The sequence below is a fragment of the Hyphomonas pacifica genome (assembly GCF_000682675.1).
Classification (GTDB): Bacteria; Pseudomonadota; Alphaproteobacteria; order Caulobacterales; family Hyphomonadaceae; genus Hyphomonas; species Hyphomonas pacifica.
The window spans coordinates 111,753-125,270 of the sequence record NZ_AWFA01000012.1; the positions used below are offsets into that span (position 1 = coordinate 111,753).

The following is a 13,518-nucleotide window of genomic DNA, read 5'->3' on the forward strand; positions in this document are numbered from 1 at the left end:
GCATGACTGAGGCGCCAAAGCCGGAATGGTGGTTTTACCATCTCTCCCGCACCACGCTGGAGCAGGCTGCGGCGCCGCTCATGCAAAAATGCCTAGAGGTGGGCTGGCGGGTTCTGGCTGTCAGCCCGAATCCTGAGCGCCGCGCTGCGCTCGACGCCTTCCTGTGGACCTTTGACGAACGGACCTTCCTGCCGCACGGCCAGGCAGAAGCGCCAGGGCTCGACCCATCGCGCCAACCCATTCTGCTGACCGACAAAGTGGAGAATGTGAACACCGCGAATGCGTTGTTCCTGATGGATGGGACGACGGCGCCGGTCGATGCGCCTTATACGCGCTGCATGGTCATGTTCGATGATGGCGACCATGACACGCGCAGCCTGGCCCGCCAGCAATTCAAGGCCGCCAAGGATGCCGGCCTCGTGACGCGCTATTTCCAGCAGACTGGAAGCGGTGGCTGGAAAGAGGCAGGCGTCTGAGCGTGCCTGCCAAAATTTCCATCGGAGCCAGCAGCTTGTCCGCCGCAGAATTTGTTCGCCTACGGGCCGGCCTTGGATGGGGTGAGGTCTCTGAGGAAGACGCGGATCGTTCGCTCCGCGCAAGTTTGTTCCAGTGTACGGCGAGGGCGGGCGGCGAAGCCATCGGTTTCGGTCGTGTCGTGGGCGATGGCGTAATGTATTTCTACATTCAGGACATGATGATCCGGCCGGAGCATCAGGGCCACGGCATCGGGGCGAGTATCCTCGAAACCCTGCTTGGTCAGATCCGGGAAAAGGCTGGCAGCGGTGCCATGATTGGTCTTATGGCAGCGAAAGGGAAAGCGGGCTTCTACGAGAAATACGGCTTCGTTTCGCGGCCCAACGAGGCTTATGATCCCGGGATGATCCTGGTGCTCTAGTCGGCCCTAGGCCTTCTTCACGAATTCGGATTTCAGGCCCATCTGGCCGATACCGTCAATCTTGCAGTCGATGTCGTGATCGCCATCGACGAGACGGATATTCTTCACCTTGGTGCCGCGCTTCACGACCTGGGACGAGCCCTTGATCTTCAGATCCTTGATCACAACGACCGAGTCGCCATCGGCGAGCGGGTTGCCATTGGAGTCCCTGATGCCGCTGCCACTGTCTTCAGATTCGGTCGCGCTCCACTCATGGGCGCATTCCGGGCATATCAGGAGCGCGCCGTCTTCATAGGTGAACTCGGAGCCACATTTGGGGCAGGGGGGAAGCGTGCTCATCCGCGAAATCCTTGAAACTGTTACAGGGATCGCCCTAGGCCGCCGAATCGATCTGCGCAAGAGCCGCCTTCCATGCTTGCCCCGGCGGGTGGGCCCGGTTATAGGCCCGCGAGAAACAGTTTCCCCCATAAACAGGAAGTCATCATGGCTGTGCAGCGTACCTTTTCCATCATCAAGCCTGACGCCACCGAGCGTAACCTGACCGGCGCGATCAATGCCGTCTTTGAAAAAGCTGGCCTGCGCATCATCGCCCAGCGCCGCATTCGCATGACGCAAGAGCAGGCAGAGCGCTTCTATGGCGTTCACCGTGAGCGTCCGTTCTTCGGCGAACTGGTTGAATTCATGACTTCCGGCCCGGTTGTCGTGCAGGTTCTGGAAGGCGAAAACGCCGTTGCCGCACACCGCGAAGTGATGGGCGCAACGAACCCGGCAGAAGCCGCTGACGGCACGGTCCGCAAACTGTTTGCGAAATCCATCGGCGAAAACTCGGTCCACGGTTCCGACTCCGAAGAGAATGCTGCGATCGAGATCGCCCAGTTCTTCTCCGAAGCTGAAATCGTCGGCTAAGGCACTCGGCCTTCGGGCTTGTGAGGTTTCCAAGGGGCTGCACCGGTTGGTGCAGCCCCTTTTGTTTTGCGCAGCACGTTTGGCCGGAGAGGCATGGCCTTCCAGATGATCTGGTTTAATTTCGATGAGATGAAGCCGGGTCAGGTATCCGGCAATGGTAACCGAGTTTTCGGGATATGGGGAAGGCTGATTTCCAAGCAAGAGTGCACGACAGCCGAAGCCAGGCAGCGCGCCACAAGATCCAGCCAGGGCGCAAGCCATCCGTCGCTGAGCACCTCAGCCAGTCTGGCAAATGGCTTCAGCGGTTTCGAGGCCTGCACGCGACCCGAAAGATCATCCGAGAGTTGAATGATTCCAATGCGGCCATTCCACATCACGCCCCAAAGCATTTGAGAGCCGGGGCCGCCATTCTGCCGAAACCATGCCTTCAGGCGCAGAATGCGCAGATAGATCAGCGGCCAGATGGGCAGCAGATACCAAGGCAGGCCCGGCATGGGAGAAAAGAGCGAGAAAGAAGGCATCGTCATCAGAGGCTAAAGGAGCGCTGTATGCGACGGACTTGGTAGGGCGATTTCCCCGTCCGCCCTTTAGGCACCTCGCCTTTGAATGGGGAAAGATAAGCGGGGGCTTGAAGACGCTTAAGCGCGCGCCTTGATCTCTGCGCAGGCCCTGGCCAGCGCTTCGGGGTAGAGGCTGTGTTCTTCCGGCAGGATGCGCGCAGCAAGGGTCTGTGCTGTGTCGCCGGGCAGGATGGGCACGTGGGCCTGCTGAATGACAGCGCCTTCATCGACGCCTGCAGTGACCCAGTGCACGCTGCAGCCAGCCTCGGCATCGCCCGCATCAATCGCACGCTGATGCGTGTCGAGGCCCTTGTATTTAGGCAGCAGGGACGGGTGGATATTGATCAGGCGGCCCGACCATTTTTCCACAAACCAGGGGGTCAGCACGCGCATGAAACCGGCCAGCGCGATGATTTCAATTCCGGCGGCTTCCAGCCTGGCGTCCATTGCGCGCTCAAAGGCCACACGGTCCTTGCCGAAATCCTTGTGGTCGACGACAGCCGTCGCGACGCCTTCCGCTGTAGCGGTCTCAAGCCCGCCTGCATCCGGGCGGTTGGATAGGACCAAGACCGGCTTTGCCGGATAAGCCGGATCGCGCGCGGCTTCCAGCAGCGCCTTCATGTTGGAGCCGCGCCCGGAAATCAGGATAGCCAGATTGAGGCGCGTCATCCGCCGACGAGATCCCCGAGGATGACGGGCTGCTCGCCGGCCTCTTTCAACTGGGAGATCACGGTGTCCACCTTGTCAGGCGCGGCCGCGAAAATCATGCCGATGCCCATATTGAAGGTGCGGTGCATCTCGTCCAACTCAACGCCGCCAGCTTCCTGAAGCCATTGGAAGACCGGCTTGGGTGTCCAGGCCGAACGGTCAATCCGGGGGGCGAGATGGTTCGGGCACATGCGCGGGGTGTTTTCGGTGATGCCGCCGCCGGTGATGTGGGCGAGGCCCTTGATCAGGTCCCCCTTGATCAGCGGCAGGGCTGCGTCGGAATAGAGGCGCGTTGGGGTGAGCAGTGCTTCGCCGAGGCTTTCATTCGAGAACGGAGAGGTCGAATCATATGACAGGCCTTCACGCTCCACGATACGGCGGATGAGGGAATAGCCATTGGAGTGAGGGCCGGACGAGGCGATGCCGATCAGCACGTCCCCCTCAGCCATGTCGCCCATGCGAGGCAGAACCTTTGCGCGGTCCACAGCGCCAACCACGAATCCTGCGAGATCATAATGGCCGGGCGGGTACATGCCGGGCATTTCCGCCGTTTCGCCGCCGACAAGCGCGCAGCCGGACTGGCGGCAGCCTTCGGCGATGCCGGAAATGACCGCTTCCGCGATACCCGACTCAAGCTTTCCAGTCGCAAAATAATCAAGGAAAAACAGGGGTTCAGCGCCCTGTGCCAGCACATCATTGGCGCACATGGCAACGAGATCTATGCCGACTGTATTGTGAATGCCGGTCTCAAAAGCCAGCATCAGCTTTGTGCCGACGCCGTCCGTGCCGGAGACCAGGATCGGGTCTTCGTAGCCGGAGGCTTTCAGGTCAAACAGCGCGCCAAAGCCGCCGAGACCTCCCATGACACCAGCACGGGCGGTTGCTTTTGCCAGCGGGCCAATGGCCTCAACCAGCCTTTCTCCTGCCTCAATATCGACACCGGCATCGCGGTAGGAAAGGGGCGTTTTGGGCGTATCACTCATCATGACCTGCGCGTTAGCATGGGGAAAACGTCTCTGCCAGTGCCGCTTGCGGTTCCAGCTTCAGCCTGGGCTTGCTAAAAGAAATGCTACACGGAGGCCGTTGACCATGATTCGTATTTTTCTCGCTTCGCTTTTCGTCGCGATTGCGTCTGGTTTCAGTGCGCATGCAGACACGCGTGATGTCTATACCGTCTCCAATATTGACGTGAATGAGGTGGCCGACAGCCTGATCCAGGCGCGTGAGAAGGCCATGGGCGCCGCGCGGACCAAGGGTGCGCGCATTCTGATAGATCGCATCACCCTGCCGGAGGATCTGATCGCTGCAGGCGGCGTGCCGGTCGATTACGCGCTGGCTAACCGCCTCTCCGCTGCCGTTGATGTACAGGAAGAGACGGCCGGTGCCGGACGTTATCGCGGTACTCTGGCGGTTGTCTACAATCCGCGCATGGTACGTGCGCACCTGGATTCGCTGGGCGTGCCCTATGTCGACACGCAGGCCCCCATGGCACTTTTGGTGCCGCTGGCATCCAATGATGTACAGGAATATGCGTGGCGTGAAACGCTGGGTTCGAGCCGCAGCGAGACATTGTCGCCCTACAAGACATCGAGTGGCGGTGGTTACACGCAATTCAGCGACTGGATGGCGCTGTCGCCCGAGGCTTCAGCGCTTGGCGCGCGGCGGGGCATCCTGGCTGAGCTTTCCGGCAGCGAGAATGCATGGCGCGTTACAGTGTCTGTTGTCACCACCGCCGGGACGGAAACCATCGGCACCACACCCTATGCGCAGACCATGGACGGCGCCGTCGACGCCATGCTGAAACTGTTGGACGAGAACTGGAAGCGCAATTCGGTCATACGTAGTGGAGAGCGGACCGCTGCGGAGGCGAGTGTTCGCTATACATCTCTGGCTGAATGGAACACGCTGCGCGGCGCGCTCGCGCGGTCTCCGTTCATCTCTGATCTAAAGATTGAGGCGATTGCCCGGGACGGCGCGCTTGTGGACTTTTCGTATGCAGGAGACCCGCCGCGGCTGCAGAATGATCTGCTTCAGCGCGGAGTGTCCCTGTCGCAGGATGAACATGGCTGGGTGCTGCGTTCGGCTGTATCTGCATCGGCCGGACAGTGAGTAAGGGTGGCACGCATAAAGCCCCCACGCCAAGCCAGCTGAGCCTTGGATTTCCGGAGAGGCAGCTCACGCTGGACTCCTTGCTGGTGACGGCCGCGAACGAGACGGCTGTCTCAATTCTGCGCGGGCCTGAGAGCTGGCCATTCCCGGTCGTGTGCGTGACCGCGCCCGCAAGGGCCGGGCTGACGGCGCTAGGCCGCGCCTGGTGTCAGAAGTTTGAAGGACGATTCTACTCCGCCCAGGAGTTCTCCCGCATGCGCGAAAAGGAGTTGTCGACGCTGGCTGGCACTTATGTTGTCATCGATGACGCAGATCAGGTGAAGAAGATGGACCGCCTGCTGACCCTGATCAACATGATCTCGGCGAATGCGGGCAGGGTTCTGCTGACGTCGCGGCGAAGCCCCGGCCAATGGCAAACCTCTTCCGCTGACCTCAAATCCCGCCTCAATGCCCTGCCTGTGATCGAGATTGATGATCCGGACGAGCCGATGCTGAAAGTGCGCCTGGAAATGGCTGCAAGGAAGCATTTTCTCAAACTTGATCCGGAGGTTGTTAAATATCTGGTGCCAAGACTGGATCTTTCCTATGAGGCAATCGAAACCTTTGCGGAAAAACTGAGCGAGCGGATCACATTGACTGGACGAGCCCCATCTGTCCCCCTGGCGCGGGAAGTGCTGGAGGAGCTTGGCTGGTCGGACCCGGATCAGAGGCCACTATTGTAGTGCACACAGACACGGAGCAGACCTGATGCCGGATGGGGCAACACAAAGCCTGAAACAACAGATGCAGTCGCCACAACGCTTCATCAATCGGGAACTGTCCTGGCTGGAGTTCAACCGCCGCGTTCTGGAGGAGGCCGCCAATCCGGATCATCCGTTGCTGGAACGTCTGCGCTTTCTGTCGATCTCTGCAAGCAATCTCGATGAGTTTGAGATGGTGCGGTATGCGGGCCTGCGGGAGCAGGTGCGTGCAGGCGTCGTCAAGCCTAGCCAGGATGGCCTGACGCCAGCCCAGCAGGTTAGCCGAATTGAGCAGGCATCTCTGCAGCTGATTGCTGACCAGCAGGAGCGCTGGAAAAGCCTGAAGGAAGAAATGCATGTGGAGGGGATAGATGTCCTGGCTGTCAGTGAGCTGACCCGCAAGGACAAGACTGAACTCGATACCTATTTCCGGACCAATATCTTTCCGGTGCTGACGCCGCTGGCTGTGGATCCGGCCCACCCGTTTCCCTTCATTCCCAATCTCGGCTTCTCCGTTGCCATCAATCTGCTGTCGAAGCATGGTGGCGAGCAGCATGTCGGGATTATTCCTCTGCCTGCATTTGTGCGCCGCTTTATCCGGTTGCCGAATGGGCCAAAAAGCACGCTACGCTTCATTGCTCTGGAAGATGTTATCGGCATGTTCCTGGAGGAGCTGTTCCCAGGCTATGAGGAAAAGGACCGCTGCCTGTTCCGCGTGATCCGCGACAGTGATATCGAGATCGAGGAAGAAGCCGAAGACCTAATCCGGGAGTTCGAGGTTCTGCTGAAACAGCGTCGACGCGGACGTATTGTTCGTATACGGATGCAATCCAGCGCGCCAACCGATCTGCGTGAACTGATCACGCGCGAAATTGGTGCCGAGCAGGATGATATCGTTCTCTATGATGGGATCCTCGGTATGGCGCAGCTATCAGAGCTGATCGTGGATGACCGGCCTGATTTGCAATTCCCATCCTATGAGCCACGCTATCCGGAACGCATACGGGAAATGGGGGGCGACTGCTTCGCAGCGATCCGCGCGAAGGACATTCTTGTACATCATCCGTTTGAGACATTTGATGTGGTGGTGCAGTTCGTGCGACAGGCAGCGGCCGATCCGCAGGTCGTTGCCATCAAGCAGACACTCTATCGCACAACAAACAATTCCCCGATTGTTGCAGCGTTGATCGAGGCGGCCGAGGCTGGAAAGAATGTTACGGCGCTGGTCGAAATCAAGGCGCGCTTTGATGAAGAGGCAAATTTGCGCCTGGCGCGGGATCTGGAGCGTGCGGGCGTTCAGGTCGTGTACGGATTTATTGAGTACAAGACACATGCCAAGGTGTCTCTGGTGGTGCGTCGTGAGGGGCAGGAGCTGCGCAGCTATACCCATTATGGGACCGGGAATTATCACCCAATCAATGCGCGTATCTATACAGACCTTTCCCTGTTTACGGCAGACCCGGCGCTGGGGCGTGATGCGAACCGATTGTTCAATTTCGTGACAGCCTATCGCGAGCCGCCTGAAGTGGGTCCGGAACTTGAAAAGCTGTCCATGTCTCCGCTGAACTTGAAGGAAAAGCTAGTCACTTTGATTGAGGCTGAAGCGGCGAACGCCAAGAAAGGCAAGCCGAGCGGCATCTGGGCGAAAATGAACTCGTTGGTCGATGGGGAAGTCATTGATGCGCTTTACAAGGCCAGTCAGGCAGGTGTGCCGATCATCCTGGTGGTACGTGGTATTTGCTGTCTGCGTCCCGGTGTTACCGGCATGTCGGAGAACATCTCTGTAAAGAGTATTGTGGGTCGGTTCTTGGAACATTCTCGGATCGTGTGCTTCGCAAACGGCGAATCTTTGCCGTCCCCGAACGCAAAGGTCTTTATCTCCTCAGCCGACTGGATGCCGCGTAATCTCAACCGCCGGGTTGAGGCGCTTGTGCCGATTGAGAACCCGACTGTTCACCGTCAGGTGATGAACCAGATCATGGTGGCCAATCTGAATGACGAACAGCAAAGCTGGATCATGAATGAGGATAGCGATTATTCGCGCGTGGAAACATCGGGCAACTCGAAACCGTTCTCTGCGCACACCTATTTCATGGATAATCCCAGTCTTTCCGGCCGGGGTAGCGCACTGGAAGTGAGCCTACCGCCGCGCCTGCAACCCAAGAAGGGTGCCATTAGCTGATGTTTCCGAAGTCGGAACGCGCCGCCATCATCGACATCGGATCAAACTCTGTTCGTCTGGTGATTTATGATGTGCTGGGGGCCTCTATTTTGCCGACCTTCAACGAAAAGGTCATGGCAGGATTGGGCCAGGGTCTGATGCGTACGGGGCATCTGTCTGTTGAGGGCAGAGAGGCTGCGATCCGGGCACTTGGCCGTTACCGCGCCATTCTGAAGGCATTAGGCCTGCGGAACTTCACGGCGGTGGCAACGGCTGCTGTGCGGTCTGCGGAGGATGGGCCTGATTTCATCAAGACAGCGTCGCGGGTTCTAGGCCGCAAGATCCTGACGCTGTCCGGTGAAGACGAGGCACGTCTTTCTGCGCTGGGCGTGGAGGCGAGTTTCTACAAGTCCGAAGGCATTATCGGCGACCTTGGCGGCTCCAGTCTTGAGTTTAAGCGCGTCGGTGGCCGTTCTGCGCGGGGAGAGAGCCTGATGCTGGGCCCATTGTCCCTGGCCGAAGGCGATTTCGATCCCAAGGCCTTGCGCAAGACCATTCGTGCGGAACTGAAGAAATCCCGCGTGCTGGCCAGCGCCAGTGGTCGGTTCTACGCTGTGGGCGGCGCATGGCGGACCCTGGCGAAGTTGAACATGCAGCTGGAGAATTACGCGCTGCAGGTGCTGCAGGGCTATCAGATGACGGAGAGCCAGGTCTCCCGCGTAACGAAGGTCTGTCTCGATAGCCTGACCAATGCGGCCTCGCGGTCCATGCTCGAAGCCATCGACAAGAGGCGGGCAAAACATCTGCCGATTGCCGCGATGTTGTTGCAGGAAATCCTGGCAATGAGTTCGCTGGAAGGGGTTAGTATATCTTCCAGCGGTTTGAGAGAGGGGGTGCTGCGTGACCTGACCGGCACACCGACTGCCGACCCGCTGATGGATGGCGTGATTGCCTTTGCACGGCTGGATCATAACCAGATCCAGTTCGGTCAGGCTGTGCATGATTTCATCGCACCAGCCCTCGCGCCGGAGCCGGACTTGTTCGGCTCCCCTGCAGCCGACAAGCGTATCGAGCAGGCGGCCTGTATGATGGCCGACAGTGCCGGGCGCTTTCATCCTGATCACAGGTCAATCATGGCCTATGATCAGGCCCTCCGCGCGCCTTATTCCGGCCTTTCGCACAGCGAGCGCGCCCTGATCGCCTACGCCATTGGCTGCCGGTACGAGAAAGACTTCAAGCGTCCTGCCGAATATGAAGGCCTGACCACGCCTGAACAGGATGAGCGGGCACGCCAGATCGGCAGTGCGATGCGGCTGGGCGCCGTGTTTTCCGGGCGGTCCGGGCCCATCCTTCGCCGCGCCAAACTAGTGAGGCGTGGGGAAACACTGCAATTGCGTGTAAGCAAGGCTGATGAGGCCATGCTGTCGGATACGGTCCGTCGGCGGCTATCGCAGACGGCCAGCCAGCTGAACCTGAAACCGGATACGTCAATCGATTAGGGTCTTGGCCTAGACGTCAAACAGGCGGACCTGGCCACCTTCAAAGGAAACGGCCAGCTTGCCGTTCAGCAGCGCTTGGGCCTTCTGGCCGAACATGTCATAGCGCCAGCCCTGCATCGCGGCGATGTCGCTGCTCGTCTCGCCGCGGGCAATGCGGTCGATATCGGCAGCATTGGCGATTAGACGTGGCACGACATTGTTTTCGTCCGATACGTGCTTCAGCAGCACTTTTAGAAGCTCAGGCGCACCTGCCGGGATCTGCGCATTTTGCGGGCGCTTTTCCATTTCCGGGGCGTAGGCGTCAGGATTTTCGATGGCATCGGCAACCGCTTCGATCAGGCCCTGACCATGCTTTGACCGGATGAAGCCATTCGGCACGGCCCTCAGCTGGTTGAAATCCGCTTCGCTGCGTGGCTTTTGGCTGGCAATTTCCTGGATCGCGTCATCCTTCAGGATGCGACGACGGGGCTTGTCCAGCTCCTGCGCCAGGGATTCGCGCCAGGCCGCGACGGCGACGACAATGGCGGCGTAGTCTTTCTTTGGCTTGCGCAGCTTCAGGCGCTGCCAGGCATTGTTCGGATCTGTGTCGTATTTTGCGGGATCTTCGAGATCCGCCATTTCTTCCCGGACCCAGCTCATGCGGCCGGTTTCTTCCAGTTCGTCGCGCATCTTGAGATAGGCGTCGCGCAAATGCGTGACATCACCAAGGGCGTAGACCAGCTGTTTCTGGCTCAGCGGGCGACGGGTCCAGTCCGTGAACTGGCTCGATTTGTCAATCTGACGCTTCAGGACACGCTGAACCAGATTGTCGTAGGAGATCGAATCACCAAGTCCGAGCGCCATTGCAGCGATCTGCGTATCGAAGACCGGACCGGGGGGGTGGCCGATCAGGCGATTGAAGATTTCGATGTCCTGCCGCGCGGCATGAAACACCTTGATCCGGTTGTCTGCGGCAATCAGATCAAGGAAGGGCCCGATGTCCAGATCCTCGGCCAGTGGGTCAATCAGGCCTTCAACGCCGGGGGCAGAGGCCTGAACCAGACAGAGTTCCGGCCAATATGTTGTTTCCCGGTGAAATTCGGTGTCGACACAGATAAAGTCGGATTCAGCGAGCTTTCCGCACAGGTCTTCCAGCGCGGATTGCTCAGTAATGGGAGTCAGGGTGTTGTCAGTCATCGCGCGCTTGCGTATCGCATCGCCTTGACAATTGCGAGAGCTTGAATGCCTTTCGCGCCTTAAAATTATTGGACCGAATTTCCGGAGAGAGCATCCGATGCACGCCTATCGCACCCACACCTGCGGGGAGCTTCGCAAGTCCCATGTCGGGGAAACCGTTAAACTGTCTGGCTGGTTGCACCGCCGCCGGGACCATGGCGGGGTGATGTTTATCGACCTGCGCGACCATTACGGGCTGACGCAGGTCGTCTTCAATCCGGGTTCTCCCGGTTTTGGGACGGTCGAGCGCCTGCGCGCGGAAAGCGTCATCACGCTGGAAGGCAAGGTCGTTGCTCGTGATGACAGCCTCGTCAACCCGAACCTCGCCACGGGCGAGATCGAAGTGGTTGCAGGCGAAGTTACCGTTCAGTCCGAAGCCGCCGAGCTGCCGCTGCCTGTGTTTGGGGAGCCGGACTATCCGGAAGAGATTCGCCTGAAGCACCGCTATCTGGATCTGCGGCGCGAGACGCTGCACAAGAACATGATCCTGCGCAGCCAGGTCATTGCTAGCCTGCGCCGCCGTATGCTGGAGCAAGGCTTCACCGAATATCAGACACCTATTCTGACAGCCTCCAGCCCGGAAGGCGCGCGGGACTTCCTGGTGCCGAGCCGTATTCACCCCGGTGAGTTCTACGCACTTCCGCAGGCGCCGCAGCAGTTCAAGCAGCTGCTAATGGTGTCCGGCTTTGACCGTTACTTCCAGATCGCGCCTTGCTTCCGTGACGAAGATGCGCGCGCTGACCGGTCTCCGGGCGAGTTCTATCAGCTCGATATTGAAATGAGCTTTGTCACGCAGGAAGACGTGTTCGGCGCGATCGAACCCGTCATGCGCGGCGTGTTCGACGAGTTTGCCAACTGGGAAGGCAAGGGCCGTCGCGTGCCGGAAGGTCCGTTCCCGCGCATCCCGTATGCTGAAGCGATGGCAAAATATGGCTCCGACAAGCCAGACCTGCGCAACCCGATCGAACTGGCCGACGTTTCGGACTTCTTTGAGGACGACAGCAAGACCGGCTTTGGCATCTTTGCGAAGATCATTGCTGGCGGTGGCCGTGTGATCGCGATCCCGGCGCCGAAAGCGGCGGCCGAGAAATCCCGCAAATTCTTCGATGAACTCGACAAATGGGCGAAGAAAGAGATGCAGGCCCCCGGCCTCGGCTATGCCCGCCTGAAGGAAGCTGATGGCGGTGGTGTGGACAGCCAGGACCCGGTTCTGAAGAATTTCGAGCCTGCCCATCTGGCCGCTCTGCTCGAAAAGCTGGGCCTTGGCGCTGGCGACGGCATATTCTTCTCTGCCGGCAAAAAAGGCGACGCCTACAAGCTCGCTGGGGCAGCGCGCACGAAGATTGGCGAGGAATTGGAGCTGATCGAAGACGGCGTCTTCCGTCTCTGTTGGATTGTCGACTTCCCGATGTACGAGTGGGACGAAGAAAACAAGAAGATCGACTTCAGCCACAACCCGTTCTCCATGCCGCAAGGCGGTATGGACGCGCTAATGGCCGCCAATACGGATGAAAAGCTGCTGGAGCTAAAGGCTTACCAGTATGACATTGTATGTAACGGTGTCGAGCTGTCCTCCGGCGCGATCCGGAACCACAGCCCGGAACTGATGCTGAAAGCATTTGAGCTGGCGGGCTATGGCGCTGACGTGGTTGAGACGGAGTTTGGCGGCATGCTGAATGCGTTCCGCTATGGTGCGCCGCCGCACGGCGGTATTGCGCCGGGCGTTGACCGGATTGTCATGCTTCTGGCGGACGCAGAGAACATCCGCGACGTGACACTGTTTCCGATGAACCAGCAGGCCCGTGACCTGATGATGGGCGCGCCGAGCCCGGTGGACGAGCGTCAGCTGAAAGAGCTGAACATCCGGATGGCGCCGCAGCTCAAATCCTGATTTCAGGTCTTGGAATAGTGGAAGAGGGCGGGATGTATGTTCCGCCCTTTTTTCGTGCGCTCTATTGCGCTGCGATCAGGGCAGGGCTGAGCGTTGGGATGGAGCAAAGGGGTAGGCTCAGCTCCTGAGGCAGGCGCGTACTTAGGGACACGCAGGCGCCTGTGAAATCTGCTGTTTCCACGCCAGCCATGTGGCTGAGGTCCGCGTCAATGAAGCGCACATCCTTGAAGGAGGCGCCATCCACGCGGGCATTGTTCAGACTGACACCGGTCATGTTCGCGCCGTTAAAGATGGCCCCCGTCAGGATTCCATCATTCAGCCATGTGCCCGTCATATTGGCGCCTGAGAGGTCTGCCGTGTCGAGGCGTGCGCTGCTCATGTCCGAAGAGGCAAAGTTCGCACCGACGAGTAGAGCACCCTGCAGGCTGGTCCCTTGCATCGTGGCATTGCGGAACTCCGCCCCAGTCGCGCGAACGCCCTGCAGGCGGGCATTGGAGAGGATGGCTCCAGACAGTTTTGCCGATGTCAGGATAGCACCGCGCATGTCTGCGCCAGTCACCTTAGCCTGCTCGAAATTTGCGTTTCCAGCTTCAATACTGCGCATGAAAGAGTATTCGAAGTTTGCGCCTGCGTAATTTCCGCCTGTCAGGTCCCAGCCTGTGAGGTTTCGGCCCGACAAGTCACACTTGCCACAGGCACCGGCATAGCCTGGGGACCACGCAACAGCCTGGCCTTGCGCTGAGGCGTCTGGCGCGCTCACGGCGATAGCCAGCATGGAGACGAGAGCGAAACCTGCACGGATCATGCTATTTGAATATCGCGTTGTTTTGTCAC

14 protein-coding genes are annotated in these 13,518 nt (G+C 59.2%); 8 read left to right on the plus strand and 6 right to left on the minus strand.

The window, feature by feature from the left end; all coding sequences use genetic code 11:
* The first annotated feature begins 2 nt into the window (after window positions 1–2).
* Window positions 3–476: a DNA polymerase III subunit chi gene (locus tag HY2_RS05395; protein WP_034825433.1), complete on the plus strand. Its 474-nt coding sequence runs from the start codon at window positions 3–5 to the stop codon at window positions 474–476.
* Window positions 477–478: 2 nt separating this feature from the next.
* A complete protein-coding gene (locus HY2_RS05400; protein ID WP_051594754.1) occupies window positions 479–895 on the plus strand; it encodes a GNAT family N-acetyltransferase in 417 nt (138 codons plus the stop codon).
* Window positions 896–901: 6 nt separating this feature from the next.
* Here the strand turns inward: HY2_RS05400 and HY2_RS05405 are convergent, their stop codons facing one another.
* Window positions 902–1,234, minus strand: a complete 333-nt coding sequence (locus tag HY2_RS05405; protein WP_034825434.1) for a zinc ribbon domain-containing protein YjdM — start codon at window positions 1,232–1,234, stop codon at window positions 902–904.
* A gap of 144 nt (window positions 1,235–1,378) precedes the next feature.
* On the opposite strand from HY2_RS05405, the gene ndk reads away from it, so the two are divergent.
* Window positions 1,379–1,801: a nucleoside-diphosphate kinase gene (ndk, locus tag HY2_RS05410; RefSeq protein WP_034825435.1), complete on the plus strand. Its 423-nt coding sequence runs from the start codon at window positions 1,379–1,381 to the stop codon at window positions 1,799–1,801.
* 140 nt (window positions 1,802–1,941) lie between these two features.
* On the opposite strand, the gene HY2_RS05415 is transcribed toward ndk, so the two are convergent.
* The 3 genes from HY2_RS05415 to purM all read right to left on the minus strand — a co-directional run bounded on the left by HY2_RS05415 (window position 1,942) and on the right by purM (window position 4,052).
* Window positions 1,942–2,328, minus strand: a complete 387-nt coding sequence (locus HY2_RS05415) for a hypothetical protein (RefSeq protein ID WP_034825437.1) — start codon at window positions 2,326–2,328, stop codon at window positions 1,942–1,944.
* 111 nt (window positions 2,329–2,439) lie between these two features.
* Complete coding sequence (purN, locus tag HY2_RS05420; protein WP_034825438.1) at window positions 2,440–3,030, minus strand: phosphoribosylglycinamide formyltransferase; 591 nt, start codon at window positions 3,028–3,030, stop codon at window positions 2,440–2,442.
* On the minus strand, window positions 3,027–4,052 hold the full coding sequence (gene purM, locus HY2_RS05425) for a phosphoribosylformylglycinamidine cyclo-ligase (RefSeq protein WP_034825607.1): 1,026 nt from the start codon (window positions 4,050–4,052) through the stop codon (window positions 3,027–3,029). Before purM ends, purN begins: the two co-directional genes overlap by 4 nt.
* A 106-nt stretch (window positions 4,053–4,158) precedes the next feature.
* Here purM and HY2_RS05430 point away from each other — a divergent pair, with 106 nt between their 5' ends.
* The 4 genes from HY2_RS05430 to HY2_RS05445 all read left to right on the plus strand — a co-directional run bounded on the left by HY2_RS05430 (window position 4,159) and on the right by HY2_RS05445 (window position 9,578).
* The gene (locus HY2_RS05430) at window positions 4,159–5,178 is read left to right on the plus strand and encodes a hypothetical protein (RefSeq protein WP_034825440.1); all 1,020 of its coding nucleotides are present in this window, start codon (window positions 4,159–4,161) and stop codon (window positions 5,176–5,178) included.
* A gap of 86 nt (window positions 5,179–5,264) precedes the next feature.
* Window positions 5,265–5,900 (plus strand): P-loop NTPase family protein, encoded by a 636-nt coding sequence (locus tag HY2_RS05435; RefSeq protein WP_146617168.1) that lies wholly within the window; start codon window positions 5,265–5,267, stop codon window positions 5,898–5,900.
* A gap of 25 nt (window positions 5,901–5,925) precedes the next feature.
* Window positions 5,926–8,100, plus strand: coding sequence for an RNA degradosome polyphosphate kinase (locus HY2_RS05440; RefSeq protein WP_081814943.1), 2,175 nt, complete (start codon window positions 5,926–5,928; stop codon window positions 8,098–8,100).
* The gene (locus tag HY2_RS05445) at window positions 8,100–9,578 is read left to right on the plus strand and encodes a Ppx/GppA family phosphatase (RefSeq protein WP_051594755.1); all 1,479 of its coding nucleotides are present in this window, start codon (window positions 8,100–8,102) and stop codon (window positions 9,576–9,578) included. The genes HY2_RS05440 and HY2_RS05445 overlap by 1 nt, the downstream gene beginning before the upstream one ends.
* Window positions 9,579–9,587: 9 nt before the next feature.
* Here HY2_RS05445 and rnd read toward each other — a convergent pair whose 3' ends face one another.
* Window positions 9,588–10,754, minus strand: coding sequence for a ribonuclease D (gene rnd / locus HY2_RS05450; RefSeq protein WP_034825442.1), 1,167 nt, complete (start codon window positions 10,752–10,754; stop codon window positions 9,588–9,590).
* A gap of 97 nt (window positions 10,755–10,851) precedes the next feature.
* Between rnd and aspS the strand changes: the two genes are divergently transcribed.
* Window positions 10,852–12,684 (plus strand): aspartate--tRNA ligase, encoded by a 1,833-nt coding sequence (gene aspS / locus HY2_RS05455; protein WP_034825443.1) that lies wholly within the window; start codon window positions 10,852–10,854, stop codon window positions 12,682–12,684.
* Window positions 12,685–12,745: 61 nt separating this feature from the next.
* Here the strand turns inward: aspS and HY2_RS05460 are convergent, their stop codons facing one another.
* A complete protein-coding gene (locus HY2_RS05460; protein ID WP_034825444.1) occupies window positions 12,746–13,489 on the minus strand; it encodes a pentapeptide repeat-containing protein in 744 nt (247 codons plus the stop codon).
* Window positions 13,490–13,518: the final 29 nt, after the last annotated feature.

Bases quoted from the DNA above. Each gene is read 5' to 3' on its own strand.
- HY2_RS05460 (WP_034825444.1), bottom strand. From the start codon at position 13,489: ATGATCCGTGCAGGTTTCGCTCTCGTCTCCATGCTGGCTATCGCCGTG.
- ndk (WP_034825435.1), top strand. From the start codon at position 1,379: ATGGCTGTGCAGCGTACCTTTTCCATCATCAAGCCTGACGCCACCGAG.
- HY2_RS05395 (WP_034825433.1), top strand. From the start codon at position 3: ATGACTGAGGCGCCAAAGCCGGAATGGTGGTTTTACCATCTCTCCCGC.
- purM (WP_034825607.1), bottom strand. From the start codon at position 4,052: ATGAGTGATACGCCCAAAACGCCCCTTTCCTACCGCGATGCCGGTGTC.
- HY2_RS05430 (WP_034825440.1), top strand. From the start codon at position 4,159: ATGATTCGTATTTTTCTCGCTTCGCTTTTCGTCGCGATTGCGTCTGGT.
- HY2_RS05440 (WP_081814943.1), top strand. From the start codon at position 5,926: ATGCCGGATGGGGCAACACAAAGCCTGAAACAACAGATGCAGTCGCCA.
- purN (WP_034825438.1), bottom strand. From the start codon at position 3,030: ATGACGCGCCTCAATCTGGCTATCCTGATTTCCGGGCGCGGCTCCAAC.
- HY2_RS05405 (WP_034825434.1), bottom strand. From the start codon at position 1,234: ATGAGCACGCTTCCCCCCTGCCCCAAATGTGGCTCCGAGTTCACCTAT.
- HY2_RS05415 (WP_034825437.1), bottom strand. From the start codon at position 2,328: ATGACGATGCCTTCTTTCTCGCTCTTTTCTCCCATGCCGGGCCTGCCT.
- rnd (WP_034825442.1), bottom strand. From the start codon at position 10,754: ATGACTGACAACACCCTGACTCCCATTACTGAGCAATCCGCGCTGGAA.
- aspS (WP_034825443.1), top strand. From the start codon at position 10,852: ATGCACGCCTATCGCACCCACACCTGCGGGGAGCTTCGCAAGTCCCAT.
- HY2_RS05445 (WP_051594755.1), top strand. From the start codon at position 8,100: ATGTTTCCGAAGTCGGAACGCGCCGCCATCATCGACATCGGATCAAAC.